The 26,151-nt window shown below is 44.1% G+C and carries 29 protein-coding genes and 1 pseudogene; 17 read left to right on the top strand and 13 right to left on the bottom strand.

Going from position 1 to position 26,151, the window contains the following annotated elements; translation table 11 throughout:
• Positions 1–107: 107 nt before the first annotated feature.
• Positions 108–1,364, top strand: a complete 1,257-nt coding sequence (locus ACE1CM_RS47965) for a cation:proton antiporter (protein ID WP_374886701.1) — start codon at positions 108–110, stop codon at positions 1,362–1,364.
• A 389-nt stretch (positions 1,365–1,753) separates the two neighbouring features.
• Here the strand turns inward: ACE1CM_RS47965 and ACE1CM_RS47970 are convergent, their stop codons facing one another.
• Entirely contained in the window at positions 1,754–3,343 is a 1,590-nt protein-coding gene (locus tag ACE1CM_RS47970; RefSeq protein ID WP_374886702.1) for a mechanosensitive ion channel family protein, read from the bottom strand.
• Between the two features lie 294 nt (positions 3,344–3,637).
• Between ACE1CM_RS47970 and gor the strand changes: the two genes are divergently transcribed.
• On the top strand, positions 3,638–5,038 hold the full coding sequence (gor, locus tag ACE1CM_RS47975) for a glutathione-disulfide reductase (protein WP_374886703.1): 1,401 nt from the start codon (positions 3,638–3,640) through the stop codon (positions 5,036–5,038).
• 179 nt (positions 5,039–5,217) lie between these two features.
• Here gor and ACE1CM_RS47980 read toward each other — a convergent pair whose 3' ends face one another.
• The 7 genes from ACE1CM_RS47980 to ACE1CM_RS48010 all read right to left on the bottom strand — a co-directional run bounded on the left by ACE1CM_RS47980 (position 5,218) and on the right by ACE1CM_RS48010 (position 10,317).
• Positions 5,218–5,409 carry a hypothetical protein gene (locus tag ACE1CM_RS47980; RefSeq protein WP_374886704.1) on the bottom strand — a complete coding sequence of 64 codons (192 nt, stop codon included), beginning with the start codon at positions 5,407–5,409 and terminating at the stop codon, positions 5,218–5,220.
• 137 nt (positions 5,410–5,546) lie between these two features.
• Positions 5,547–6,689 carry an AAA family ATPase gene (locus ACE1CM_RS47985; protein WP_374886705.1) on the bottom strand — a complete coding sequence of 381 codons (1,143 nt, stop codon included), beginning with the start codon at positions 6,687–6,689 and terminating at the stop codon, positions 5,547–5,549.
• Between the two features lie 206 nt (positions 6,690–6,895).
• Complete coding sequence (locus ACE1CM_RS47990) at positions 6,896–7,255, bottom strand: aspartyl protease family protein (protein WP_374886706.1); 360 nt, start codon at positions 7,253–7,255, stop codon at positions 6,896–6,898.
• Positions 7,248–7,475 (bottom strand): hypothetical protein, encoded by a 228-nt coding sequence (locus ACE1CM_RS47995; protein ID WP_374886707.1) that lies wholly within the window; start codon positions 7,473–7,475, stop codon positions 7,248–7,250. Before ACE1CM_RS47995 ends, ACE1CM_RS47990 begins: the two co-directional genes overlap by 8 nt.
• 100 nt (positions 7,476–7,575) lie before the next feature.
• Positions 7,576–8,319 carry a DUF1995 family protein gene (locus ACE1CM_RS48000; RefSeq protein ID WP_374886708.1) on the bottom strand — a complete coding sequence of 248 codons (744 nt, stop codon included), beginning with the start codon at positions 8,317–8,319 and terminating at the stop codon, positions 7,576–7,578.
• 126 nt (positions 8,320–8,445) lie between these two features.
• Positions 8,446–9,126 carry a Uma2 family endonuclease gene (locus ACE1CM_RS48005; RefSeq protein ID WP_374886709.1) on the bottom strand — a complete coding sequence of 227 codons (681 nt, stop codon included), beginning with the start codon at positions 9,124–9,126 and terminating at the stop codon, positions 8,446–8,448.
• A gap of 24 nt (positions 9,127–9,150) precedes the next feature.
• A complete protein-coding gene (locus ACE1CM_RS48010; protein WP_374886710.1) occupies positions 9,151–10,317 on the bottom strand; it encodes a cysteine desulfurase family protein in 1,167 nt (388 codons plus the stop codon).
• Between the two features lie 152 nt (positions 10,318–10,469).
• On the opposite strand from ACE1CM_RS48010, the gene ACE1CM_RS48015 reads away from it, so the two are divergent.
• From ACE1CM_RS48015 to ACE1CM_RS48040, 6 genes are all read left to right on the top strand, one after another.
• A complete protein-coding gene (locus tag ACE1CM_RS48015) occupies positions 10,470–12,074 on the top strand; it encodes an AAA family ATPase (protein WP_374886711.1) in 1,605 nt (534 codons plus the stop codon).
• A 324-nt stretch (positions 12,075–12,398) separates the two neighbouring features.
• Positions 12,399–12,812 carry a DUF1257 domain-containing protein gene (locus ACE1CM_RS48020; RefSeq protein ID WP_374886712.1) on the top strand — a complete coding sequence of 138 codons (414 nt, stop codon included), beginning with the start codon at positions 12,399–12,401 and terminating at the stop codon, positions 12,810–12,812.
• Between the two features lie 155 nt (positions 12,813–12,967).
• The gene (locus tag ACE1CM_RS48025; RefSeq protein ID WP_374886713.1) at positions 12,968–13,342 is read left to right on the top strand and encodes a DUF1257 domain-containing protein; all 375 of its coding nucleotides are present in this window, start codon (positions 12,968–12,970) and stop codon (positions 13,340–13,342) included.
• 111 nt (positions 13,343–13,453) lie between these two features.
• Positions 13,454–13,723: a type II toxin-antitoxin system ParD family antitoxin gene (locus ACE1CM_RS48030; protein WP_374886714.1), complete on the top strand. Its 270-nt coding sequence runs from the start codon at positions 13,454–13,456 to the stop codon at positions 13,721–13,723.
• A gap of 133 nt (positions 13,724–13,856) precedes the next feature.
• Positions 13,857–14,018, top strand: coding sequence for a hypothetical protein (locus ACE1CM_RS48035; protein ID WP_374886715.1), 162 nt, complete (start codon positions 13,857–13,859; stop codon positions 14,016–14,018).
• A 119-nt stretch (positions 14,019–14,137) separates the two neighbouring features.
• Entirely contained in the window at positions 14,138–14,272 is a 135-nt protein-coding gene (locus ACE1CM_RS48040) for a hypothetical protein (RefSeq protein WP_374886716.1), read from the top strand.
• Positions 14,273–14,357: 85 nt separating this feature from the next.
• On the opposite strand, the gene ACE1CM_RS48045 is transcribed toward ACE1CM_RS48040, so the two are convergent.
• The 5 genes and pseudogenes from ACE1CM_RS48045 to ACE1CM_RS48065 all read right to left on the bottom strand — a co-directional run bounded on the left by ACE1CM_RS48045 (position 14,358) and on the right by ACE1CM_RS48065 (position 18,088).
• On the bottom strand, positions 14,358–15,452 hold the full coding sequence (locus ACE1CM_RS48045) for a formylglycine-generating enzyme family protein (protein WP_374886717.1): 1,095 nt from the start codon (positions 15,450–15,452) through the stop codon (positions 14,358–14,360).
• Positions 15,453–15,592: 140 nt separating this feature from the next.
• Positions 15,593–16,159, bottom strand: coding sequence for a Uma2 family endonuclease (locus ACE1CM_RS48050; protein WP_374886718.1), 567 nt, complete (start codon positions 16,157–16,159; stop codon positions 15,593–15,595).
• A gap of 279 nt (positions 16,160–16,438) precedes the next feature.
• Positions 16,439–17,158, bottom strand: a pseudogene (locus tag ACE1CM_RS48055) (formylglycine-generating enzyme family protein).
• A gap of 2 nt (positions 17,159–17,160) precedes the next feature.
• The gene (locus tag ACE1CM_RS48060) at positions 17,161–17,562 is read right to left on the bottom strand and encodes a hypothetical protein (RefSeq protein ID WP_374886719.1); all 402 of its coding nucleotides are present in this window, start codon (positions 17,560–17,562) and stop codon (positions 17,161–17,163) included.
• 100 nt (positions 17,563–17,662) lie between these two features.
• On the bottom strand, positions 17,663–18,088 hold the full coding sequence (locus ACE1CM_RS48065) for a helix-turn-helix transcriptional regulator (RefSeq protein WP_374886720.1): 426 nt from the start codon (positions 18,086–18,088) through the stop codon (positions 17,663–17,665).
• A gap of 298 nt (positions 18,089–18,386) precedes the next feature.
• On the opposite strand from ACE1CM_RS48065, the gene ACE1CM_RS48070 reads away from it, so the two are divergent.
• The 9 genes from ACE1CM_RS48070 to ACE1CM_RS48110 all read left to right on the top strand — a co-directional run bounded on the left by ACE1CM_RS48070 (position 18,387) and on the right by ACE1CM_RS48110 (position 26,149).
• A complete protein-coding gene (locus tag ACE1CM_RS48070; RefSeq protein WP_374886721.1) occupies positions 18,387–19,031 on the top strand; it encodes a hypothetical protein in 645 nt (214 codons plus the stop codon).
• A gap of 61 nt (positions 19,032–19,092) precedes the next feature.
• On the top strand, positions 19,093–19,845 hold the full coding sequence (locus ACE1CM_RS48075) for a VOC family protein (protein ID WP_374886722.1): 753 nt from the start codon (positions 19,093–19,095) through the stop codon (positions 19,843–19,845).
• On the top strand, positions 19,842–20,408 hold the full coding sequence (locus ACE1CM_RS48080) for a hypothetical protein (protein ID WP_374886723.1): 567 nt from the start codon (positions 19,842–19,844) through the stop codon (positions 20,406–20,408). Before ACE1CM_RS48075 ends, ACE1CM_RS48080 begins: the two co-directional genes overlap by 4 nt.
• Before the next feature lie 7 nt (positions 20,409–20,415).
• Entirely contained in the window at positions 20,416–21,006 is a 591-nt protein-coding gene (locus ACE1CM_RS48085; RefSeq protein WP_374886724.1) for a DJ-1/PfpI family protein, read from the top strand.
• The gene (locus ACE1CM_RS48090) at positions 21,003–22,811 is read left to right on the top strand and encodes an AGE family epimerase/isomerase (RefSeq protein ID WP_374886725.1); all 1,809 of its coding nucleotides are present in this window, start codon (positions 21,003–21,005) and stop codon (positions 22,809–22,811) included. The genes ACE1CM_RS48085 and ACE1CM_RS48090 overlap by 4 nt, the downstream gene beginning before the upstream one ends.
• Before the next feature lie 4 nt (positions 22,812–22,815).
• Complete coding sequence (locus ACE1CM_RS48095) at positions 22,816–23,148, top strand: anti-sigma factor antagonist (RefSeq protein WP_226574680.1); 333 nt, start codon at positions 22,816–22,818, stop codon at positions 23,146–23,148.
• A gap of 143 nt (positions 23,149–23,291) precedes the next feature.
• Positions 23,292–25,394, top strand: a complete 2,103-nt coding sequence (gene glgX / locus ACE1CM_RS48100; RefSeq protein WP_374886726.1) for a glycogen debranching protein GlgX — start codon at positions 23,292–23,294, stop codon at positions 25,392–25,394.
• Between the two features lies 1 nt (position 25,395).
• The gene (locus tag ACE1CM_RS48105) at positions 25,396–25,701 is read left to right on the top strand and encodes an STAS domain-containing protein (protein ID WP_374886727.1); all 306 of its coding nucleotides are present in this window, start codon (positions 25,396–25,398) and stop codon (positions 25,699–25,701) included.
• 25 nt (positions 25,702–25,726) lie between these two features.
• Positions 25,727–26,149: an ATP-binding protein gene (locus ACE1CM_RS48110; RefSeq protein ID WP_374886728.1), complete on the top strand. Its 423-nt coding sequence runs from the start codon at positions 25,727–25,729 to the stop codon at positions 26,147–26,149.
• Positions 26,150–26,151: the final 2 nt, after the last annotated feature.

Genomic DNA, 26,151 nt, shown 5'->3' on the forward strand with positions numbered 1-26,151 from the left:
TAGCAGAAAGCGGGTTTACATGCATCCGAATGTCAAGAAATCTGTCTCAAGGGGAGTAGGAGGAGAAGGGCAAGCTTAGTAAAGTCGAAGGAAAAAGACGAATCGCTATGGATATATACATTCTTGACCTGCTGGTTATCGGCTTGCTTTTGCTGATCGTTACGTTAGGATCTGGCTGGATTGTACGATTACCGCTATCTTTCGCCCTCATCTATCTGCTGGTTGGGATTTTCTTGGGGCCTTATGGAGTGAAATTGATCCAATTGCGCCCCGACGCCCAGTTTCTAGAACGACTGACAGAATTTGTAGTGCTGATTTCCCTATTCAGTTGCGGTTTAAAAATGAATCGCAATCTGTATTTAGGTGCTTGGCGTTCTACGGTGCGGCTGATTGGATTTTTGATGCCAATTTCAATTTTTGCCATTGCTGCTGTGGGCCATTGGCTGTTAAGAATGGAGTGGGGACCAGCTATTTTATTGGGCGCTATTCTCGCCCCTACAGACCCGGTTTTGGCTTCGGAAGTTCAGATATCCCATGTAGAAGATAGGGATGAGTTGCGCTTTGGTTTAACTTCAGAAGGTGGGTTAAATGATGCCCTGGCGTTTCCCTTTGTTTATTTTGGCATTTACGCGCTTAAAGATAGCAACTGGGATAACTGGTTTAAACAATGGGTTGCGGTTGATTTAATTTGGGCGATTGCCGCAGGTTTGGTGATGGGAATTCTGGTGGCAAAGGCGGTGGTTTGGATTGACAAGCGAATGCAAAAAATTGAAACCGTCGATGCATTAATGGAGGATTTTGTTGCCCTCAGTATTATTTTGTTAACCTATTCCTTAACCGAAATTGTCAACGGTTATGGTTTCTTGGCGGTTTTTGTCGCTGGAATTGTGGCGCAGCGCAGTTATCGCGACCCAGAAAAAAGGCATTCTCAGCTTGAATTTATCGAGCAATTGGAAAAACTTCTGGAAGTAGGGACAATTTTGTTATTGGGATCTATTCTGCGATGGCAGGCAATTGTTGCTCACTGGGGTGAAGCACTTTTAGTGGCAGCTTTGTTAATTTTTGTCATCCGCCCTCTGGGTGCTTGGATTAGTACCATTGGCGCGAGATTGCGTCCGGTTACGCGCTGGTTATATGGTTGGTTTGGCATTCGCGGTGTTGGTTCTATATATTATCTTTGCTATGGGTTTGGAAATGGTTTAAAAGACCAATTGGGCGAACAAATTGCTTGGATTACCTACATCACGATTGTGATTTCCGTGGTTATACACGGGATTAGTTCTACTCCGATAATGAATTGGTATGAAAAGCATATCGAGAGGGAGAAAAGTAAATTAGTTGAACCTGATATCGTGGTTAAATAATTCAGCATCAAGGCGGGGCGGGCGAGTTTAACAAAGCCATCACCTTAGTTTCTTCGTATATCTCTAGTTTCCTATCAATGATGTTTCACAGAAACCCGGTTTCTTTACACACATTGGTTGGTAAAACCCGCCCCTACAACACCATTAATATCATGTCCGATTGATTACCCATAATCAGCAGCCGGGACACGGCAAGATTAACGTTATCTGTTTGTCCGAGATATCTCTGATGCCGTGTCCCTACGCAACGACTCTGTGAGGTTTTTTTATTATGGGCAATTCAACGCACATCATATAATATTATGTCCGCTGGCATCGGCATCGCGCGGGGGGGCTACTTTAACTTGCATATCTCGTGCCCTCCACTTAATTGTTGGTAAAACCTGCCCCTACTCTGTTTTACTTTCCTCTCCTTTGCCATTGTTTAACCTGTTGTTTAAGTCAGCTTCGGTTTGAGGAGAAAGTTCTACTGGTAAGCTGCCACGGAAGTGCAAATCTCGCTGGGGAAAAGGTATTTGAATGTTGCGATCGCGCAAACTATTATCAATCCGAAAATACAAGTCGCTCTTGATCTGCGGATGTCGGCGGGGATCGGCGATCCAAACTAGCAATTCAAACTCTAAACTACTTTCACCATATCCGATAAAAAATACGCGGGGTGCGGGTTGCGATACCACATGGGGATAATCTTTTGCCGCATCAATCAACGCCTCCCTTACCTGACTCAAATCCTCACCAAAAGCAACGGGTACGGGTAATCTAATCCGCGATACATAGTTGCCATGATTCCAGTTGACAAACTCTTTTTCTAAGAAGCGGGAATTTGGTACAATCATGGCAACTTCATCGAGGGTGCGAATTTGCGTACTGCGAAGGCCGATCCGCTCGACTGTTCCCATATATTCGCCTACATTAATAAAGTCTCCGACTTCGATGTGACGCTCAAAAATAATCGCTAAACCGCTGACGAATTCTTTGGCTATTCCTTGCAAGCCTAAACCAATTCCTACCCCCAAAACACCCGCAAAGATATTCAAGGAACTCAGATCTAATCCCCATAGTTGCAGCAGCACTAAAGTTCCAATAAAAATTAGCGTGTAGCAAGCAATGAGGGCGATGGTTTCTTGAGCGCCGCGACTGATGCCGGTGAAAAGTAAAATGCGCGTTCTCAGCAGCTTTGTAGCCGAGCTAGAAACAATCAGGATTCCGGCAAATAGTCCCAATAAAATCAGCAGTTGAATCGCCGAGTAAGACTTGTCTCCCAAGGGAATAATCGGCTCAACAAAACTGAAAAATAAAACATCGATTATTCTGCGACTCCAGATCCGCGTTTGGGCAAATTGGTTGCTGATATAGATAACTGTAATCAGCCACAAACAGACGCGCACAAACCCAAGACTTAATGGCACAAACGATTCTATTAACTGTGGCGCGTTTCTTTGGCGCAATTGAATCAACCGAGGTAACCAATTACGCCAGATCCAGCCTAGTGCAAAACTTAGCGCGATCGCTCCCACGACGCAAAAAGCGGAAAGCAAAATCGCTTTGCGGATATATTCGGGACGCCTTTGTTCTTGTGCTAGCTTAATCGCGAACTCAATGCGCGAGATCCACTGTTGCGCTTGTTCTTCCCGCGTCATCCCTTCTGGGGCGTCTTTGCGCGTAACTGTCAGCAAGTTTACCCCGTTTACCTGAATCACGGGCAAATCGTTGATTTGCACCACCCGCACCGTCACCGGCTCGCCGGATTGTACCGCCCGATTTAAGATTTCATTAGCATAATCGGCGCGCGGCTGGGCGTCAAAACCTTCCAAACGGCTGACTCTAAACAATACTCTGCCATCGACGGTAATCGCAGCGGTAGAATTTGCTTGCGCCCAAACCGGCATTAGACTTGTAGAGCAAGTCAAAATAAAGCTAAGGATAAAGATCCAGATGGTTTGAGTTCTATGGGACCAAAGCAGTTTCAAACAACTCATACATCTGAATTAGATAACAGTCCCCATTCAGCAGTCACCTATCGGTGGTTATAAAAAACCAACGACTCACCGGGGGCGGGTTTATAACAATTGTCGATTATTGTATAAATGGTTGGTAAAACCCCCTCACCGGGGGCGGGTTTATAACAATTGTCGATTATTGTATAAATGGTTGGTAAAACCCGCTGAGCGGGGGCGGGTTTATAACAATTGTCGATTATTGTATAAATGGTTGGTAAAACCCGCCCCTACGCAACTGACAACTGACGCATTCATAAGGGAGCAAGTGTAGCTATGACATACGATTATGACCTTTTTGTGATAGGTGCCGGTTCTGGGGGGCTAGCAGCTTCCAAACGGGCGGCGTCTTATGGTGCTAAGGTAGCGATCGCAGAACAAGATCTCGTCGGCGGTACCTGCGTCATCCGAGGTTGCGTACCCAAAAAATTATTGGTTTATGCCTCGAAATTCTCCCATCTTTTTCACGATGCGGTCGGCTATGGTTGGAGCGAAGTGCAAAGCCATTTAAACTGGGAACATTTGCAAACCTCGGTAGATAAGGAAGTCCACCGTTTAAGTCAGCTACATATCAGTTTTCTAGAAAAAGCTGGCGTCGAACTCTTCCCCCATCGCGCCACGTTAGTCGATCCTCATACCGTCGAAGTTGATGGACGTAAAATCACCGCTGATAAGATTTTAATTGCCGTCGGGGGTGAAGCCGTCAAACCAAATTTACCGGGGATGGAATATACCCTCACTTCCCGCGAAATGTTTCTGTTAAAAGAACAACCGAAACGTCTCGCAGTTTTGGGTGCAGGTTATATCGCCGTCGAATTTGCTGGAATTATGCACGGACTGGGAACCCAGGTAACGCAATTGATTCGCGGCGATCTATTCTTAAAAGGGTTTGATGAAGATGTCCGCATCGGCATTTTCGATGGCATGAAACACCGGGGAATTAACATTGTCTGCAATATGACCCTCAAAGGCATTGAGAAAACCCCAGAAGGTTTGATGCTGAAATATTCTGAACTTGGCAAAGATACCGAGTCTACATTAACAGTAGATGCGGTTTTAGTTGCCATCGGTCGCGCCCCTCTTTTAGGCGGATTGGGTTTAGAAAATGCCGGGGTTGAGACGGTCAATTGCGAAGATGAAGATATGCCACGGAACGACGGATACAGCGTTAACTGCGCGATTAAAGTTGACGAATACAGTCGCACGATTCAACCAAATATATTCGCCGTGGGAGATTGCACAAATCGGATTAATTTAACTCCGGTTGCGATTGGGGAAGGTCGCGCATTTGCCGATACTGAATTTGGCAATAACTCGCGAATTTTCAGTCACCAAGATGTGCCGACGGCGGTGTTTTCCCAACCCGAAGCAGCTACCGTGGGGATGACGGAAAGGGAAGCAAAACAAAAATTCGGCGAAGACGACGTGCAAATTTATCGCGCCCGTTTTCGTCCGATGTTTCACAGTTTAACGGGGGCTGATGAGAAAGTGATGGTCAAGTTAGTTATTGACAAAAATACCGACCGGGTGTTGGGCGCGCACATGGTGGGTGATAATGCAGCAGAGATTATTCAAGGGATAGCGATCGCACTCAAAATGGGCGCAACTAAAAAAGACTTCGATGCCACGGTGGGAATTCATCCTTCTACAGCAGAAGAGTTTGTAACCTTGCGATAAATTGACTCTTGATGCACCTTCCCGCCAGGGAATAAATTCCAAGGGCTTTTAGCGAAAGTCCTCGCTCAGAGGACTGAAGATGTTATACGTTTTTAGTCGGTTTTAACCGACTTTAGCTATTAGCCCGGAAATTTATTTCCGGGCGGGATGACAGCGAAGTTAACGGTTTACTAAGTTTTTTACTCAGATATAATTGGAATCAATCTTTCCTCGATTTCATGAATATAGGCTGTTAACCCTGTATGAACGCCTCTTTCTCGTAGAAGTTTCAAACTCGTCTCTTCCCAACATTGCTGTTCGCGTTCCATCCTTCCCCCTGTAAGCTTTTCGACAACAACTTTAGGATTTCTAATTCGATCTGGTTCTTCCAATGAATTAGATCGTAGCCTGTGTGAATCCTCGCAAGGAGCGAAATTTAATTTGGTCTTTATCTCTTCTAAAATTCGTCTTTCCTCTTGATTAAGTGTAATAAACCCATTCAAAACTACTTTCCACGCTCGCAACAAACTCAATCATTTATTTCTCCTGCAACCACCCAATCTTCTCGATCCGCATCCCAGAATTCGCCAGTGGTTAAAGTTTGTTTTGCCCATTCTACATCAGGATGTTCATCCAATCGTTTGCAACAAGTAAAACCTGAATTCGTATTACTTAGTACGTGAATTTGATCAGGTGTAAGTTCATCCACAATATAGGGAGAATGGGTTGAAAAAATAATTTGCAGATTGGGGTTGGCTTGAATAATTTCCTTAAAAACATCGATCAATTCTCGTTGCGCTTTGGGATGCAGTCCCTGTTCAACATCATCTAGTAATACTAAATTAGGTTGATTAGGATTCATCAAAACAGTCAATAATCCCAGCGCCAGCATAGTTCCTTCGCTAATCGCATGGGCTGGAATTCGCTCACCCGTATTCATGTCTAAGACAACTTCTTGCCCTGCCATTTCCTGACTTTCTTCGTAGGAGATAGATTTTCCATCAACTTCGATTAAGCGTTGGCGATTAACTTTTACTTTGGCTCGCCTTACCCCTACCTTCTGTACACCAGGGACAATCCGTTGCAACATTTCTTGTAAGGATTGAAATTTATCTGGAGCTTCGTCACGGAGATAGTCTAAGGTAGGTGCTAACCCTGAACCATCGAACTCAACTCGCGGCGTAATTGCATCACTGTAAGCAGCTTTGGCAAGGTTTGTAGCTACTAGCTTAAGATGAACTGTGTATCTCAAGGCTTGGGGTATTGGATCTGGAGCATTGCTTAATGAGCTTTTCCATCCTTCCACATTTCCCTCATCTTCATCGATTTTCCACGATGCTGTAGGGAACCAAGGAGGATTAACGCTTTGTTGCCATTTATAGGAAGCTTCCCAATTTTTCCGATTCTTGTATCCCCAAAAACCACTTACAGTAACAGACATATTATTTTGCCCAATTGTTGTAATAAATTGAGGCGATCTTTCATACTGTAAAATATGTGCAAATGATGAATTATCGTAACCAGCAAGTCTACCCAGATAATGCAACGCTTGCAAAACTGATGTTTTACCAGAACTATTCTGTCCTACGAGTGCGTGCAGGCGCGAATCATCTAAAATTAGTTTTGTAGCGCGATGACTTTTGAAGTTACGAAGTTCTAACTTTTCTAACATTTGATTGCTAATATCCTTTTATACAGTTTGATGGTCGATATTATGGTAGAGTGGGTTAACTTAGATATTAAATTTTATCCAACTAACTGTCAATCAGCCTCGCATATCCCCCAACTTCTACAAAATATACAGAATAACTGGTTAGCTCAATTTTGCTTGGGACGAACTTCAAAAGCCAATTGAGAGCCATAAAAACAAACATCAAACTATGAAAAAAAATTTACCCGTCCCAGAAGTAAAGGAACTTCATTAGATTGTGACCAAGCAAAAACCAAATTAACCGGATTAAATTCACCAACTTTAGCCGATACAAGCAACCCACGCGCCGGAAATCGAGCCAGATTACCAGTTAAAATAACAGAGGTTGTTTGCTGATCCCAAATAGCACCCAATTGCAGCCCAACTTCATAGGGCAAAACGCTAACACTCGCCCCTGTATCCAACAATCCAGACACCTCTAAAGAACGATTCTGATAGGTCAAAGTTATCGGTAGGTACGGTACGCGGATTGTTGCGCCCACTTCGTTGCGTCTTTCAACAAAAGCAAATCTTTGTGCATTAAGCATTATTAGGATTCTCAGTCTTCTGATGTTCTTCCAACATTTTTTCTAGTGCCTGGGCAGCTTCAAAAGCGTCATAAGGAGACCAAACTTCATAATTTCCTCCATTTTTTAGCTGCTTAAGAGTTTCTTCTTCAGCAATTTCAGAGGATAAAAAATCTATAACCCGCTGTTTATCTTCGCGAGATAGTTCTTTCAGGATTGGCAGTAATTCCGTCAAAACCATAAAATTATGTGGGTATTTAATGACAGTACTTTATCCAACTATATTACCACAATAATTACAAATGCGCGTGGCACAGATGAACCATGCCACACACAATTTATCAACTACTCAAAGCGCGTAAAAACCGCTGCAAACTCTTGAAAACTCCGGGTTTCTTAGGTGGCAGCGCGTCGCCTGCGCTGGCATTCGTATCGCTGGGAGTTGGTGCAGTTGCTTGGAATAAAATCCGATCTAATTCCTCGCCTGTGGGTCTTTTATCAGCTTCGGCAATTAATTTATAATCGTCGCCAACTTCTAACCAAACTTGCCAAGGCGAGGGGTAGCAGCGATATACGGCAGCGCCTTCTAATGGGCGGATATAGTAACAAGATTGCAGGGTTTTGATGAACCGTTCTCGCAATTGCCTTGCTGCATATCCAATCCCCACAATTGCCGCATCTTCTAAGCGGGGAAGCAACATCACCACGGGGCGTCCTTCGGCTGCGTTGCACAGCTTTTCCACTTCTCCTACTTCTACCGCACTCGGTTCGATTAGCAAGAATACCTCATCTTCCGGTGCCAATTTGTCGGCGATGGGGGTTCTACCAGTGCCGATATCGTCGATTTTAAACGATTCAGGTTTCCAATCGCGGCGGGCGAGGGCAGCAGCACCTGTATCGGGGAAGAATACTTTGAGTTGCATTCCCTCGAAAGTTGGCAGGAATTGTTCTGCTATCGGCATCGCTTTGAGTTCGGGAAATACCAATTCAACGCACAAGCGGGTGTATCCATCTGCTAGTGCCGCTTTCGTCGCTTCGCGAGATTGCGCGATCGCATCTTCTAGGGTTTTAGGTAATTCAGCCATTGTTTTGTTATCTGCCTACATTAATAAGGGTAATCGGTAATGGCGTTCCCAGGCAGATCCGTGGTCACGAGGGTAATTGGTGGAAGGGTTAATTTTTGGAATTTTAACCAACCTACTTTAGAACTTTCAATTTGACGGCAAGTTGTCTGGATCGACACCTAGCGATCGCAAGTACGCCGCCATCTGTTGGGCCCGTTGTCTTTCTTGTTCTAATAACAACTCCGCTTGTTCTAACCGTTGTGCCAATTCCACCGAAGTCAAAAATCTCTCTCCATCAAGACGATAAATTACTAACTCGCCCCCACTCGTATCAAACCGAATTCCTAGTCTAGGACTAATCCAATTATTCAGTTGCCAAAGTTTAGCTAAATGTCCATTTTGGCGCTGCCATCCATCCAGTTTAAAATTGTCTGGATTGTATAAATAATACTCTTCCACCCCGTAGGTATCGTAAAACTCTAACTTGCGTTCCATCTCTTCAGCATCGTTGCTAGGAGAAAGGATTTCAAACACAACTTGGGGTGGGATATTCTCTTCTTGCCATTGTTTATAAGACCCTCGTTTTCCTTTTGGTCTACCGAATACTACCATCACATCGGGCGCTGCTGGCGAAACTAATTGAGAACGGACAGGATACCAAAGCAAATCCCCGGCGATGAAAGCATTAGGATCGCTAGCAAAGAGAATCTCCAAGTTCTCTTTAATAATGACAATCCAACGATACTGTTCTGTGTTATCTGCCATTGGTTTACCATCCCTATCGGGATAGCGGCGATCGGAAATATCTGTAGAATAAAAGGTAGTCATCGCAATTTTACCCAGCTTTTTAGATTAGATTTTACATAAGGCAGGTTCTGGCATCAATCTTGCCAAAACTTGCTTTAATACCATCGCCGTCCAGTCAATATCTGCTTCTTCTGTATGGCGTCCCAAAGTTATCCGAATTCCGCCTTTTGCCACATTTGAACTGTATCCCATTGCTAACAAAGTCGGACTGGGATTGAGTTTCCCACTGTTGCAAGCAGCACCCGCGCTAATACCAATTCCCGCTAAGTTCATCTGACGCACAATTGTTCTGCCGCTGAGTTGTTCCCCATCCGCGTCTTGCAAGCAAAAACTCACGTGATGGGGTAAGCGGTGCAAGCGGTGTCCCGTGGGGATTAATCTGGGTGTATCGGCGAGGAGATCGAAGAAGCGATCGCGCAACGCTATCAACCTAAATGTCTCCGTTGTTACAAGATCCGCCGCCAGTTCCGCCGCCACGCCAAAACCGACGATATTCGGCACCGCTTGCGTCCCGGAACGCCAGCGCATTTCTTGTCCCCCGCCACCCAGCAACGGCACCAATTCCACCCCCGGACGCAGGTAAAGCGCCCCCGACCCTTGCGGGCCGTAGATTTTATGACTCGAAAGCGAAAGCAAATCTACGGGTAACTGTTGCACGTCGAGGGGCAACCGTCCCGCGACTTGCACTGCATCTGTATGAAATAACACGCCTTGGTTACGTGCAATCTCTGAAAGCGCTTCAATCGGTTGCAGCGTTCCAACTTCGCTTTGACCAAAAATAATCGAAACTAGAACCGTATTCGGTTGCAAGGCATTTTCTAAATCGCAAGGATTCACCCGTCCCCAATTATCCACAGGTAATCGCGTCACTTGCCATCCCCATTTTTCCAGCAAGCGGGCGGGTTCGGATACGGCGGAATGCTCGACGCTGGAGATAATGATATGTTGGGGTTGGCTGTAACGTCGCGCCACGCCCATTATTGCTAGATTATCCGCTTCCGTCCCGCCAGAGGTGAATATAATCGACTCGGCGGGGGCGTTAATTAACCCAGCAACTTGCATTCTCGCTTGTTCCAACAAGGTTGCAGCCCGCCCTCCCCACTCATGTAAGCTGGAAGGATTGCCCCACTGTTGGGTCAGGACATGCTGCATTGCTGCGATCGCTTCTTCACGGGTTGGTGTTGTCGCGCTATAGTCCAAGTAAATTTGCATCGGTTTTTGGGGGGCTAGGGAATAGGGATTTCCTCTTCTATCTTCCCTCTTACTTGTCTCTGTGATAGTACACCATGGTATATAATACAAAATATTTTACAAGTGTAATCATAAAAAACAGATGTACGGGGTAGCGATCGCGTAGAGGTCAGATGAACAAACAGCAGCAGTCACATGAAAATACACCGCATCAGGCATTAGTGCAACAGCTAGATTTAATGATTCGGGCGCGTTATCCGCTGCTGTACGTGGTGACGGCGGAAGAAGACCCGGTTGAGGAAGTATTGTATCAGGTTGCCGAACAGCAGGAGCAGCGCAAATTATTATTTTGGGATATTGTACGCGGGTGGGATGATAACGGTGCCGATAAAGGATCGGTGATGGCGGCGTTGGGGAGAATTGCTAAAGCCGCTGGGCAAGATTCTACTATTTTTGTGCTGCGGGATTTGCACCCTTATTTAAGAATGCATTATCCTTACAGCGATAAGCATTCTCCGATTGTCCGGGAGTTGCGGAATTTGATGGTGGGGTTGAAGACTTCGCGTCAAACTTTAATCCTGACTTCTCACGTTTTAGAATTACCCGCCGAATTGCGAGAAGAAACGACAGTAATTGATTTCCCGTTACCAGATGTGCGGGAAATTGATTACTTAATCAACCTATTGGTAGTCAAGAGCAAACTCAAAGTTAGCGGATTAGCCAAAGAACAGTTAATAAAAGCATGTCAGGGATTAAGTCGCGCCAGAATCAGTCGAGTTTTGGCGAAAGCATTGGCGGCGAAACAACAAGTAGACGATACGGATATTGCCCTGATCTTGGAAGAGAAAAAGCAAGCGATTCGCCAAACGGAAATCTTAGAGTTTTTCACCACCAAAGAATCCCTCAAAACTGTGGGTGGATTGGACAATCTCAAACAGTGGGTGCGGATGCGGCAAGAGGCATTTACCGAAGAAGCCAGAAAATACGGAATTCCTAACCCTAAAGGCGTGTTACTTGTGGGAATTCAAGGCACGGGGAAATCGCTTTCGGCTAAAACAATTGCCCACGAATGGAGGTTGCCTTTATTGCGCTTAGATACCGGGCGATTATTTGGCGGAATAGTCGGGGAAAGCGAAAGCCGCGTGCGACAGTTAATTCAAATTTGCGAAGCCACAGCACCCTGCGTCTTGTGGATCGATGAAATAGATAAAGCCTTCGGAAATATCACCGCCGGATATGATGGAGATTCGGGAACTTCTCGCCGGGTTTTTGGTAGTTTGATTACCTGGATGCAGGAGAAAACCACGCCGGTATTTATCGTAGCGACGGCGAATAACGTGCAAATATTGCCAGCGGAGTTGTTAAGAAAAGGGAGATTTGATGAAATATTCTTTTTAAATTTGCCTACAGAAGCAGAACGGCAAGATATATTTAAAGTACAATTGCAGCGCTTGCGCCCCAGTCGTTTGCGGGAATTTGACTTAGGATTGTTAGCCAGAAATGCCAAAGAATTCAGCGGGGCTGAAATTGAACAGGTAATAATCGATGCGATGTATCGGGCGTTTGGGAATAATAAGCAAGATTTCACCACCGTGGATATTTTACGGGCAATAGAAGAGACAGTGCCATTGGCTGCGATCGCGCGTCACCAAATCCAAGAATTGAAACAATGGGCAGCCGAAGCAGGCGCGCGAACAGCATCTAAAGATACCCACTTAGCGGAGGAATTAAAACAATACACAATTCAAAAAGGAATCGGGCCATTAGAAGTAGATTAAACTAACATCTTGCGCCTGTAGCCTACAGCCTGAAGGCTGTGGCTACACAAACAAAGTCCGCCTGCGCGGACTGGGAAAACTAACAGCCTACAGCCTGAAGGCTGTGGCTACACAAACAAAGTCCGCCTGCGCGGACTGGGAAAACTAACACAAAAGCCTGCGGAGGCAGGCTTCGGTTGTGTAGCCCCAGCCTTCAGGCTGTGGGCGATCTAACACAAAAGCCTGCGGAGGCAGGCTTCGCTTGTGTAGCCCCAGCCTTCAGGCTGTGGGCGATCAAACGCAAGATAGCAATTGAACCAACTATCGCAAAGGAGAATTAAAATTATGTCTCACTTTACCGCTATCAAAACCCAAATCCGCGATGTAAATGCCCTAGTAAAAGCCCTAGAAGATATCGGCTTCAAAGATCAACTCGAAATTCACCAAACAGCCCAAGGACTTTACGGCTTTCAAGACGACTTGCGGAAAGAAACCGCAGAAGTAATTATCCGCCGCAAATACCTGGGTGCAGCAAGTAACGATCTCGGCTTTAAAAAGCAAGAAGATGGAACCTATGAAGCCGTGATTTCTTCCTACGATCGCGCCTACAATTATGGACAGCAATGGGTGAACGAACTAACCCAACGCTACGGCTATCACATGCTGATGGCAACCGCACCCGCCCAAGGGTTTACCATTGAAGAAGAAGAAACTTTAGCAGATGGTACGATTCGGGTAGTTGTAGGACGCTGGGTGTAGGAAAAACCTATCCCCCCAGCCCCCTTCCCTGCAAGGGAAGGGGGGGCAAGAATGCCCCTCTCCTCCCAGAGGAGAGGGCAGAATTCTTGCCCCCCTCTCCTCGCAGGAGAGGGGCTGGGGGAGAGGTCGATCTCAAATCTGAAATTGGAGAAATTATGTCGCATTTCACCACAATCAAAGTCCAAATCAAAAACGGCGAAATCTTGCACCAAGTCTTAGAAGAATTGGGGCATAAAGTCGAGTGCAATACCTTCGTGCGCGGATATCAAGGCGATACCACTGAGGCAGAATATGTCATTCGCCAGACAAATGGTTACGACTTGGGCTTTCGCCGCCAGGGTGAAAATTATGCATTGGTAGCAGATTTTTGGGGCGCGAGAATTAATCAGCAAGAATTTATTAATTCAATTTCCCAAAAATATGCTCACAAAACCTTGATGGCGACGGTACGCGACCAAGGTTTTAACGTCGAAGACGAAGAAATCCTAGAAGATGGAACCGTGCGCGTAGTTGTAGGGCGCTGGGTGTAAGGAATTGCAGATTTTAGATTTCAGATTTCAGATTTTTGAATTAAATTTGAAATCTGAAATCGCAAATTTTCAATTGCAGCTAGTGGCTCAAAATTAAAGGAGACTAAACTGATGAATATATCCTTTACTCTAGAACAGGAAAAGTTCGTTCAAGAAAAACTCAAAAGTGGTAGATATGAAACAGTTGAACAGCTAATCTCGCAAGCATTACAATTGTTAGAAGAACGCGATCGCGCCTTGGATGAGAGGCGACTTGAAGAACTCCGTCAGAAAATCGCCAGTGCTAACGAGCAAATTGCTAGGGGACAAGTCACTGATGGCGAGGTTGTCTTTGAGAGATTCCGCGAGAAAATTCGCAGGATTGCGGAGTCTCAACCATGAGCAGTTATGCGTTCTCCGATGATGCAATTCAAGATTTAGATGAAATTTGCGAGCCTTGCCACGCCAGTAGGGTGCGTTAGCGGTAGCGTAACGCACCATTAATTTTAACTTGTATCAATCAAATAAATATTATATGGCTCTATCCTATAAAGCAACGAAGTTTATTATCGAAGCCATTGAATATCAGATGAAAGCATACCAAGAACGTCTTGATATGAACAATCTTGATGAAGATGAAGCTGCCGATATCGGCAATGATTATTGGTTTTTAGACGCTCGACCTACAGATTTATAGCACTACGCGCTGGTATCGTTACAGATTAGATAGATTACGCTCTCGCTATACAGAGGTTCAATTGAGCATTTGTAAATACGCCAGCAGGTAGCGCTATAGTTAAAAGTCTGGATAAATGGGTGTCGCCCAAAGTACCACAGTCCGATGAACAGAATTCTGAACCCGCCTTCGAGGAGGCTACCCAAACAACGATGCAAATTCCCATAGAGTTAGTTCCTGTGGTGCAAGAACTGATAGCCAAGCATCAAACCTAAACCGGGTTTCTGAAAAAAAATTCGCTCCGCCTGCGGCGGAAAGGGAAAAGAAGGGTAAAGGGCAAAAGGGCAAAAGGATAAAGGGCTAAAGAGTCCACGCAACGGAACAGGCAACCCGAAACCCGATGTCGAAGCCGTGCTTAAAGTCCGCATCGCTCCCCTTGTCACGATACGCCGAACGGCAGCGCCTCGGATAGTTGAGCCACGAACCACCGCGCAGCTGCTTACGATTATTTTCACCAGACCCCCAAATACTTCCATCATTCGGTGCGCCGTTATAATTGTTATGCCAAGAGTCGGCACACCATTCCCAGATGTTTCCGTGCATGTCGTAGAGTCCAAAAGCGTTGGGTAGAAAACTCCCTACAGGTGTTGTTTGATTACGACTGTAGTAATTAACCAAATCTTTTGTAATTGTTTCACCAAGGTGGAAAGGTGTAGTCGTTCCCGCACGACAACCGTATTCCCATTCGGCTTCGCTTGGCAATCTATAAGTTTTCCCAGTTTTTTTAGACAGTCGCGCACAAAATTCTTCCGCTTCGTACCAGGATATTTGTTCTACGGGTCGATTTTCCCCTTTGAAGTAGGATGAATCGGGGTTCAGGGATCTTTTAATTTGAGGTAATGCTGCAACTGCTTGCCACTGTACCTGAGTCACGGCATATTTGCCCATAAAGAAGGGTTTGACAGTGACTTGATGTTGAGGACTTTCGTTTTTCTTCCGACACTTCTCAGTTTCCGGTGAACCCATGAGGAAAGTTCCACCTGGAATTGCAACCATTTCCAGTTGAACTCCATTACCCAAGTCTTCTGTAAAGTATCGGGCATAGTGACGGCGACGGCTGTTTATTTGCCCAAAAGCATCAACTGTCACCACTTCAAATTCAAAGAAATTGTCTAACTGCTGTTTTACTCTTGGCTCCTGTCTATCTTTGACCAAGGAATAGGCAGTTAATTGCACCTCGATTGATTCATCTTGCAACGCTTGCAGTACTAAGTCTAATCCTTCCTCTCCATACTTGATGGCGTCATAAAGTGCATTTATGCGTACTTCTACAATTGAACTGGCGAGGCGTTTTTTTATTCCCTCAATTCCGCCTAAGACAGCAGCATTGATGGGCGGATTTTGTCCTCCCAAGACGGCATCGTATTCTCTGGGTTGATTGGGATTTTCGGACATGAGACTTTTTCCTTTATATTAATAGACTGACGCAGCAACACTAAATATGGAGCGATGGTGCCGTACTCTGCTGGCTAACGCACCCTACAGATAGAGGCTGACGCACCTGGGGCAGAAACCAGATTTCTCATTTATCCTACTTAAGCTGCCAAAACTTGCTCAACCGTTAACGTCAATTCAGGGAAAGTCTGCGATATAATTACTTGATTGCCCGTAAATTCTGTAACTTCATAAAAGCCTTCAACCAGTAGCAATACAGAAACTTTAGACTGAATCGGATCGACGATCCAATATTCAGGAATTTCTCGCACGGCATATTCAGAACGTTTGTAGCGATAATCATCTTGGGAGTTTCCCGGACTGACAATTTCCACTGCCAGGATAGGGGGAACTTCTAAAACAGCCGACGACATCGTTCTAATTGATTCCCTTTGAACTTCCGAGAGAATTACTAAGTCGGGAATTCTAGATTTTGTTTCCCCCGTGCGAACGCCAACATTCCCAGGCATGGCTAGCCAATTTAAACCTAGCCTTTGGATTTCTGCATTAAATTGATTGAGTAAAAACACCAGAATCAGTGCATGTATTCCGCTGGCAGGTGGCATGGGAATTAGCTCTCCATTAAACAGTTCGTACTTCAAATCGGTGCCATCATGGTAATTCAGATATTCTGCAAATGTGTAAATTTTTTTCTGAGTCTGAATCATACTTACCATTTCCTCTAGCTAGTTGAGCGCAGGGTAGGACTTATACAAAATCCGCTTCCATGACCCCCCTTTTAATTGAACCGCCAAGAAGCCAAGAACGCCAAGAAGAAGATTATAGGGGTTGTCGAAACGGATTTAGGATTACGCATCGACGATAACATATAGGGGGCTGGTGCGTTACGCTAGCGCTAACGCACCCTACAGATAGAAGCTTTGTGTAAGTCCTATAGACATCATGCTCGATCGCAACGCAAAAAGAAAGGAAAAGAGTTAATTAATCTAAGCAGAGGAACAAGCAACCCGAAAACCCATGCAGGGGTATCTAGAATTTGGTTCAGCTTTGAAACGAAACGCTGAACGGCTGCACCTGGGATAGTAGCACCAGGCACCACCGCGTAGCTGTCGATATTGATTATTTCCTCCATAATTCCAAACGCAGCCATCTTTCGGTGCATCATGATAATAATTGTGCCAAGGATCGGCACACCATTCCCAAACATTCCCGTGCATATCGTATAGTCCGAAAGCATTGGGAGGAAATTTGTCTACAGGTGTCGTTTCTTTACGATCGATTCCCTTTGGTTCCTCGCGATATATCTGCACTCCAATGTAATTACCCAAATCGCTTGTAATGGTTTCACCAAAGTGGAAAGGTGTAGTCGTTCCTCCACGACAAGCGTATTCCCATTCTGCTTCCGAAGGCAGGCGATAAATCTTCCCCGTTTTTTCCCAAAGTCGCTTACAGAATTCTTGTGCTGAGTCCCAAGATACATTTTATACAGGTAAATTTTCGCCTCTGAAACAGGATGGATTGGGATTGAGGTTGATATTAATTTTAGGCAGTGCGGCAACAGCTTGCCACTGTGCCTGAGTCACGGGATATTTGCCGATAAAAAAAGGTTGGACGGTTACTTGATGTTGGGGAATTTCCCAATCTTGCCTCTGTGTTTCAGTTGCGAGGGAACCCATTAAAAAAGTTCCACCAGGAATTGCAACCATGTCTAGTTTAACTTTATTGCCCAAGTCTTCTGTAAAAAATCGGGCTGGCGGTGGCGACTATTTATCTGTCCTTTTATATCAACTGTGACTACTTCAAATTCAAAAAAAGGGAGAAATTTATCTAGCTGCTGTTTTACTTTTAGTTCCTGTCTATTTTTAAGTAAGGAATAGGCAGCAATTTTTATCGGAATCGATTCATCTTGCCAGGCTTGCACAACTAAGTCTAAGCCTTTTTCTCCATACTTGAGAGCATCTGTGAGTGCAGCGATGCGTAATTCTAATATTGGGCTGGCGAGGCGCTTTTTGATTCCTTGAATTCCGCCTAATACGGCTGCGTAGGTGGGTGGGTTTTGTCCTCCTAAGACGGCATCGTATTCTCTGGGTTGGTTGGGGTTTTCTGGCATTGTGTTTTTTCTCTTAGGGGCGATCGCATCGCCCAATTTGTATTCTATGATACTTGTTTTGGAGTGCGATCGCTGACCTAACTAGCGCAGATACGATCTGCTAATTCCTATGTTCTCGCCATGTTTTCGGAGGTAAAGCGTGATGTTGGCGAAAATGCTTGATAAAATGCCCCGCATCCTCGTAACCGACCGATCTAGCGATTTGATGAACGGGCAGATCGGTGTTTAATAACAAGTAGCGTGCTTGAAACATTCTGCGATCGATTAACCATTGATAAAGGGTTTTTCCTGTCAAACGACGCACCAGATTGGTGAGATAGGAAGGGGAATAGCCGAAAACCTGGGATATATCCTTTAAACCAATGTTTTGGCAGTAATTAGCGTCGATATAGCTAAAAATTTCACTTAATTGCGGGGGATCTGGGAAAGGGAAAGGGCTAGAGATTGTTTGTCTCGAAAGACACAAGCACCCTTCGGTGCGATCGAATGAGGACATTGCTGCATCAAGATTATCTATGCTCATCATTGCGATCTTTTTCTCGGTAACAAGTTGCCATAACTACTACTACGCTGAAAAAGTTGTTTTGGATTTGTCGATAGAGAAAGTTGGGCCAAAAACCCGGTTTCTGCCTCAATCTCGCGACTCTAAACCCACGATTTTTCAGAGAAACAGGGTTTTTTTGCTTAATTCCTGTTTACTAAATCAATATTTTTTCCATTGTCATTCCGCAGGTGCAGCTTCTAAGCTGAATTTTAGTTGGGGGATTTCAACTGTTCCCCCCTCCCTATGTCAGGGAAAATTTTATCATTAGGAGATAAGTTGTATGAAATTTACGACATCTTTAGGCTTGGGCAGTTTAGCCGCTACCAGCGCTTTACTTTTAGTCGGAATGCCTGCTTACAGTGCTTCTTTAAGCCTAGTTCCCAGAGGGACGCAGTTAGATAGCGATTCAATTTTCGATCGATCGACTAATATCGAAGATCTGATCGATTTTACTTTTCGCCTCAATACTGATGGATTAACAGCCAATTTAACTAATTTAGTTTTTAGCGTTGCTCGCGATCCGGCTGAATTACCGTTAATCGGTTTAGATAATAGCAGCAGTCAGGCAGTATTTCCCAATCTAAATATTTTCACCATCGATCTTTCCGATCCCAGATCTGAGGTGAGAGGCGCAACTTTAAGTGGTTCTGGTGTTGCGCCGAATACGACAATCGATTTATTCACGACTAGCTATCGAGTCGGATCGGCTTTAATCGATGATGGTTTGTCGGATCTGAGAATTATCGAGATTCTAACCGCAACCGATGCCAATGGAAACGATGTACGTAGTGCGTTTCAAGTTGACAATTCAGGGGTTGATGTTCAGCAACCGATTCCCGAACCTTCTTTAGTCATGGGTTTAAGCGTTTTAGGCATCGGCTTGCTGGTGAATAAAGCAAAAAAGAAAAATTCTGAAACTGTCTAAATCCAAACGAGCATAATCCTCGTATAAACGATCGAGACACCCAAAAAACTATTACTAGGCTATGACTACTATGCCATCCTCACACATGCTTGAATCTCAGCCTGTATCGGCTTTAAGTCAACAAATTCAAGGATTGCATCACTTTGGTATCACCGTCGAAGATATGGGAAAAGCCTTAGAATTCTATACCGAGGTTCTGGGAGGTAAAATTATTATTCCCGAAATCGGTTTAGCCGGGTATACAATGCACAATACCCTATTTCAAAAAGAAGAAATTGAGGCAATAGAAAAGGGGGTCGATCCGAAAAGTCTTGGCGTGCCTAATCTCAGAGATGGGACGGAAAAGTTAGACCTTTATTTTATTCAGTTCGATAATGTGGTTCTGGAAATTCTTCAGTATCGAGATGCTAATGCTGCACCGAACGGAAGTAATGCTTTTCCGGCAAAACATGCCTATTCTAGTCCTGCTTTTGTCAATTCTATGCACATCTCTTTTTATCTCAAAGATGATGTAGATGTGGATAAATTTGTCAAGGATTTAGAAACAGAATGTCATAAACGGGGGATGGATCAAGTCAAGTGTAACCGGATTGTGACAGTGCGATCGCAAGCAGAAAGGCAACAGGTTGCATCTGAATATAACTCTTGCAAACTCTACGGTGCCGATTTCGGAGACTTTGAGGGTTGGACGCTGGTTTATTGCAAAGGCCCGAATGGAGAACAGTTAGAGTTTAATCAAGTTTTAAGGAAAGCAAAAGTACTGTTTGAAAAGGCACGGCAAGATTACCAAAAATCAAGGGAAGATCGGCAATGAAAAAGCGAGTTAACTACTACCAAAACTTATCGGCAGATTACTCAAGACCAGGATTAATCTCTGAGGATATGCAGGGTCAATTAATTCAAATTGCTGAAGAATTGAACGCCAAAAAGCAAGCTGAATTGCCCAGGATCAATTCTAGTTATACTGCCGAAAAAATCGAACAAGAAAATCAAGAATGGTGGCCTACTCATTGCGAGGCTTTGAGACAAGGAAGAGGAGATATTTTAAACGGAGAATATCGCGAGGATTTGGTGTATCTATGTCAAGATGGTCGCTATGTTGGCTTGAAAGAACAACAAGAACGAGAAAAACATTGGTGGGCATTGATCGCACAACCAAACGTGACTATGTGTTGGCCCATTGTGATGTTTCATCACGAGGTCGTCTACTTTGAATGGAAATGTGTAGATGACGAAACGAATGAGACATTAGCGAAAGGAAATGTCACCTTTTTAAGGCGGGGACATCAAGGTGGAGTGTATCTGAAAACGGAACAATTAACGTTTTATCGAGATGTTTATGCCCCCGATGAGTTAGTCAATTTGATCGAGTTGTAAGAAAATAATGAACCAGGAAATCAAAGGTAAAATCGGGGTACTGATCGAGGAACATTTTGACGAAACTGAGTACCGACGGTTTAATGAATTCTTCCCTCAGTGGGGGTATGAAGTGGAATATATTTCCCATCTTTGGGGACAAGAAAAACTCACTTTCAAGGGAAACGATCGCGAAGCAGAAGTTACGGTAACAATTGACTTGCAAACGGTTAACCCCAGGGATTACAAAGGATTGATTTTAATCGGGGGTTACGCGATGGATAGACTGCGGTATCAAGTAAATCCAGAAGCGGGGAAACCCAGTCAAGCACCAGCGGTTGAATTTCTGCGCCAAGCGGTACAGACAGAAGGATTGAAAATTGGCACTATCTGTCATAGTTTGTGGTTGTTTTGTGCCGATCGAACGCTTCTAAAAGGTAAAAAAGTCACCTGCGCTCATAATATTATCGCCGATGTGGAGAATGCAGGAGCGATCGCAATTTATGAAAGCGGAGAAACAAGCGCAACTTATGTGGATGGAAATTTAATTTCTGCTAGACATCCAGGTGTCGTCGAAGAATTTATGACTGTGTTTTTGTCTCAGCTAGAAAAATCATGAAAACACCGACTTCTGACCTAATTGCGGGGTATGTTACCTATTTTAATCCCGATGGCGATCGCTTAGGCATCAAAACCAGCGCTGGAGAAGAATTTCACGCTGTCCTCAGTCCGATGGCTTATGCCAAAATGCTACAAAATTTGGATGAAAGTTACATTGATGTTACGGGGAAAATGCGATCGCTTTTAGAATCGGGACGCTATCTTTATGCCTATGGGATTTTTTATCCTAATAGTCCCGATTTCGAGGTGAAATTCCTGGTTTTTGTCGGTTATCAAGTCGAGGGTTTTCTGTTTGAAAACCCTACCTGGTGGGTAAATCAAGTTCGTTCTTTGGCTAACTTTTATCTGAATGCCCAGTTTGGTAAAGATGGCATCGATTATCGTGACTATCGGACTCATCTTAGTCTAGCGGGAATTCGTTCTACGACCAACTACAGTCAAGAAACTGATACTATTTCTCGCTTAGTTTATGGTTTTGCTACTGCTTATTTAATGACGGGGGAAGAACCGTTTTTAGAGGCAGCGGAGAAGGGGACAGAATATCTGCGAGAACACATGAGATTTTTGGACATTGATAACGAGATTGTCTATTGGTATCACGGCATCAATGTCAAGAATAAACTCGAACAAAAAATCTTTGCTTCCGAGTTTAGCGATGATTACTATGCTATCCCTGCCTACGAACAAATATATGCCCTAGCAGGTCCGGTTCAAACCTATCGGATCGCTGGCGATTCTCGCATTCTCAACGATGCCAGATTGACGGTTAGACTATTCGATCGGTTTTTCCGCGATCGCAGCGAGTATGGGGGCTATTTTTCTCATCTAGATCCCGTCACTTTAGATCCTCATAGCGAAGCATTAGGAGACAATAAAGGCAAAAAAAACTGGAATTCTATCGGAGATCATGCCCCTGCTTATCTAATCAACCTTTGGTTAGCAACGGGAGAGCAAAAGTATTTTCAAATGCTAGAAAATACTTGCGATACGATTGTGAAACGCTTTCCCGATTACGGATATAGCCCCTTCGTGCAAGAACGATTTTATGCTGATTGGTCACCGGATCGATCCTGGGGATGGCAGCAAGATCGTGCCGTGGTGGGACATAACTTGAAAATCGCTTGGAATCTGATGCGGATGTACAATATTAAACCGAAATCTGAATATTTGGAATTAGCCTGCAAAATCGCCGATCTGATGCCGGAAGTGGGAAGCGATCGCACGAGGGGAGGATGGTATGATGTCGTAGAACGTCGCTTAAAAAACAACGAATCATATTATCGTTTTGTTTGGCACGATCGCAAAGCTTGGTGGCAACAGGAACAAGCAATATTAGCCTATTACATCCTCGCAGCTTGTCTGAAAAACCCTCGATATCACCAACTAGCGCAAGAAGCTGCATCATTTTACAACGCATGGTTTCTCGACACTGAAGATGGGGGCGTTTATTTCAATGTCCTTGCGAACGGAATGCCTTATTTAGCAGGAGGAAACGAACGCAATAAAAGTTCCCATTCCATGAGTGGCTATCACTCTACAGAATTATGTTATCTGGCGGCAGTTTACACGAATTTACTGATTTATAAACAGCCGATGGACTTCTATTTTAAACCCCTAGCGGATGGATTTGACCAGCGAATTCTCCGAGTATCGCCCGATATTTTACCCCCAAACAGTATCAAGATAGGAGCGTGTGAGATTGACGGAGAAAAATACACCAATTTCGCTCCCCAAGGATTAGAGATCGCTCTCCCCGACAGCAAAGACAGGGTAAAAGTTAAAGTTCAAATCGTGCCGAATTAAACCTATGGAAATCACCATCAATCCCTTAGAAACTATAACTGTTGTCTCCCTCTCAGGAGACATTACCACCAACACAGCGCCCACAATTCAAGCAAAAATTTTGCCCCTAGCAACTTCGGGTAATAAAATTCTCCTCGATATGTCACAAGTCAAGTATATGTCCAGTGCGGGTTTACGCTTTCTTCTTTCTCTCTACCGTCAAACTAGCGCTTTCGATGGAAAGTTAGTGTTAGTAGGACTATCCGAAGAAATCGCCGACACGATGGCAGTTACTGGTTTTCTCAATTTTTTTACCATCAGCGACACTCTAGATTCGGGTTTAGCCCTACTTCATTAAATAAGTAGGGGCGGGTTTTACCAACCATTGATTGGAACCAAGAAATATTTCGTTAAACCCGCCCCTACTGCCAATAAATCCAATTACCAATTACCAATTACCAATTACCAATTACCAATTAGCAATAAACCCAATCTCCTACTATGGAACGCATCGATATCCATCCCACTCATCGTTATCAAAACTTCAAACTTAGACGCGGGAAACCGTTTCCTTTTGGCGTTACTTTAGTGCCATTCGGGGTGAATTTTTCGATTTTTTCTAGTTATGCCAAGTCTTGTACTCTTGTCCTGTTTGAAAAACATGCTGCCGCACCTTTCGCTGAAATTCCCTTTCCCGATGAGTTTCGTTTAGGGAATGCGTTCAGTATGGTTGTTTTCGATCTCGACTACGAAAATTTAGAGTATGGCTATCGCATGGATGGGGAATTTAACCCAGTAGCAGGACATTGGTTTGATAAAACGAAAATACTTTTAGACCCCTACGCTAAAATTATTGGCGGTCGAGATCGGTGGGGAATACCGCCTAATTGGCAGGATATTTATCAACATCGCGCGCGGATTGCTTTCGATGATTTTGATTGGGAAGATGACCGACCTTTAGAAATTCCGGCTCAAGATTTAATTATCTATGAAATGCACGTGCGCGGGTTCACTAATCATCCTACTTCTGGGGTGAAACATCCGGGTACGTTTGCAGGAATTCGTGAAAAAATTCCCGTTCTTAAGGAACTGGGAATTAATGGGATCGAACTGATGCCAATTTACGAGTTCGATGAGTTTGAAAATTCTCGCATCCATCCTGACACGGGAGAATTATTAGTCAATTATTGGGGATATAGTCCCGTCGGTTTTTTTGCCCCGAAAGCGGGTTACGCATCTACAGGAAAATGGGGAATGCAGGTAGATGAGTTAAAAACGCTGATTAAAGACTTGCATCGTGTCGGCATTGAAGTAATTTTAGATGTGGTTTTTAACCATACTGCTGAGGGAAACGAACAAGGGCCAACAATTTCTTTTCGGGGACTGGATAACAAAACTTACTATATGCTGACTCCCGAAGGTTATTACTTTAATTTTAGCGGCACGGGAAATACGCTCAATTGTAATAATCCGATTGTCAGAAATCTGGTTTTAGATTGTTTGCGATATTGGGCAAGTGAGTATCATATCGACGGATTTCGCTTTGATTTAGCAACTATTCTTGGTCGCGATCCTTGGGGTAAACCGCTGTCTAATCCTCCCTTATTAGAATCCCTCGCTTTCGATCCGATTCTGGCTAAATGCAAATTAATTGCTGAAGCATGGGATGCGGGGGGATTGTATCAAGTTGGATCTTTCCCGGCTTTCGGTCGTTGGTCGGAGTGGAATGGCAAATATCGCGATTGTATCCGTAAATTTTTAAAGGGAGATGAGGGATGCGTTGGAGAAATGGCGCAAAGAATTCAGGGTTCTCCCGATCTGTACGCACATTCTGGCAGACCGCCGACGACTTCAATTAATTTTATTACTGCCCATGATGGTTTTACCCTTGCTGATTTGTTTTCTTATAACCATAAGCATAATCATGACAATGGAGAGCATAATCAGGACGGGGGAAATGATAATTATAGTTGGAATTGTGGGGCAGAAGGATGGACGGACGATGCGAATATTCTAAACCTAAGACAGCGGTTGATGAAAAATGCGATCGCTATATTAACGCTGTCTCAAGGTGTGCCGATGATCCTGATGGGAGATGAGATGGGACGAAGCCAACAAGGAAATAATAACGCCTATTGTCATGACAACGAATTAAATTGGTTAGATTGGCAACTTCTAGACAAAAATGCTGAGTTATTCCATTTTTTTAAGACTTGTATTGCCTTTCGTCATGCCCACTCTGCGTTAAGAAATGCCGCTCATTTCCATCATACTGATAGGATGGGCAGTGGCTACGCAGATATATCATGGCATGGCACTAAAGCATGGTCTGCGGATTGGTCTAATTCTAGTCGCGTTCTCGCTTTTCTATTGTGTGGTAAACACGCGCAAGATGACTATATTTATGTAGCCATGAATATGCACTATTCTCCTCTCGATTTTGAGTTACCGGGCTTACCTTCTGGTTTACAATGGCACATTTTCGCTAATACGGGATGTCCTCATCCTCATGATATTTGGCAAGTGGGAAAAGAACCGCTATTAGCGAATCAGACGGGGATGTTAGTAGGCGATCGCTCGATTGTTATTCTAGTAGGCAAATAATATGAATCTGACAACAGAGTTAAAAATCATCGATCAAGTGGCAACGATTACCCTCACGGGCGAAATCGTGACAAATACCGCCGCAATTTTCCAAGAAACTATCGAACAAACTACCAAACAAGCGATCCGAAAACTGATTTTAGATATGGGAAATTTATCCTATATGTCTAGTGCCGGATTGCGCGTTCTTGTATTCGCTAAACAGAAAATGGGTTCTCAGGTAGATATTGATATTACCGGGGCATCGGAAACGATCGTCTCTACTCTGAAAACAGTCGGTTTTCATCATAGTGTCAATATTATTTAGCATTCACGCTCCCGGCATAAACACCATGCAATCTCTAATTTTATCAGCAAGCTTTGATTCTTTAGATACCATCTCTGAGTATGTCTTAGCTGTAGCTAGCAATGCCAAGTTAGATAAAAAAGCAACTTATCGATTACGTCTCGCGGTAGATGAGATCGCCACCAATATTATTAGTTATGGCTACGAAGCGGTGGGAAAGCAAGGCGATATCCATTTAAACGTAGACATTGATGATAATGCTGTAACTATTTGTCTCGAAGATACGGGAATCCCTTACGATCCTATAGAACAAGGAACTCCTGATGATTTAGACAAACCTTTGTCAACACGAAAAATCGGAGGATTAGGAGTTTATTTAGCGATTCAAGGTGTGGATAGATTTATTTACGAGAGAGTGGGCGATCGCAATCGCAATATTTTAGTTGTTTATCGTCATCTGGCTGAATAAAT

The organism is Microseira sp. BLCC-F43 (assembly GCF_041929235.1).
Lineage (GTDB): Bacteria > Cyanobacteriota > Cyanobacteriia > Cyanobacteriales > Aerosakkonemataceae > Microseira.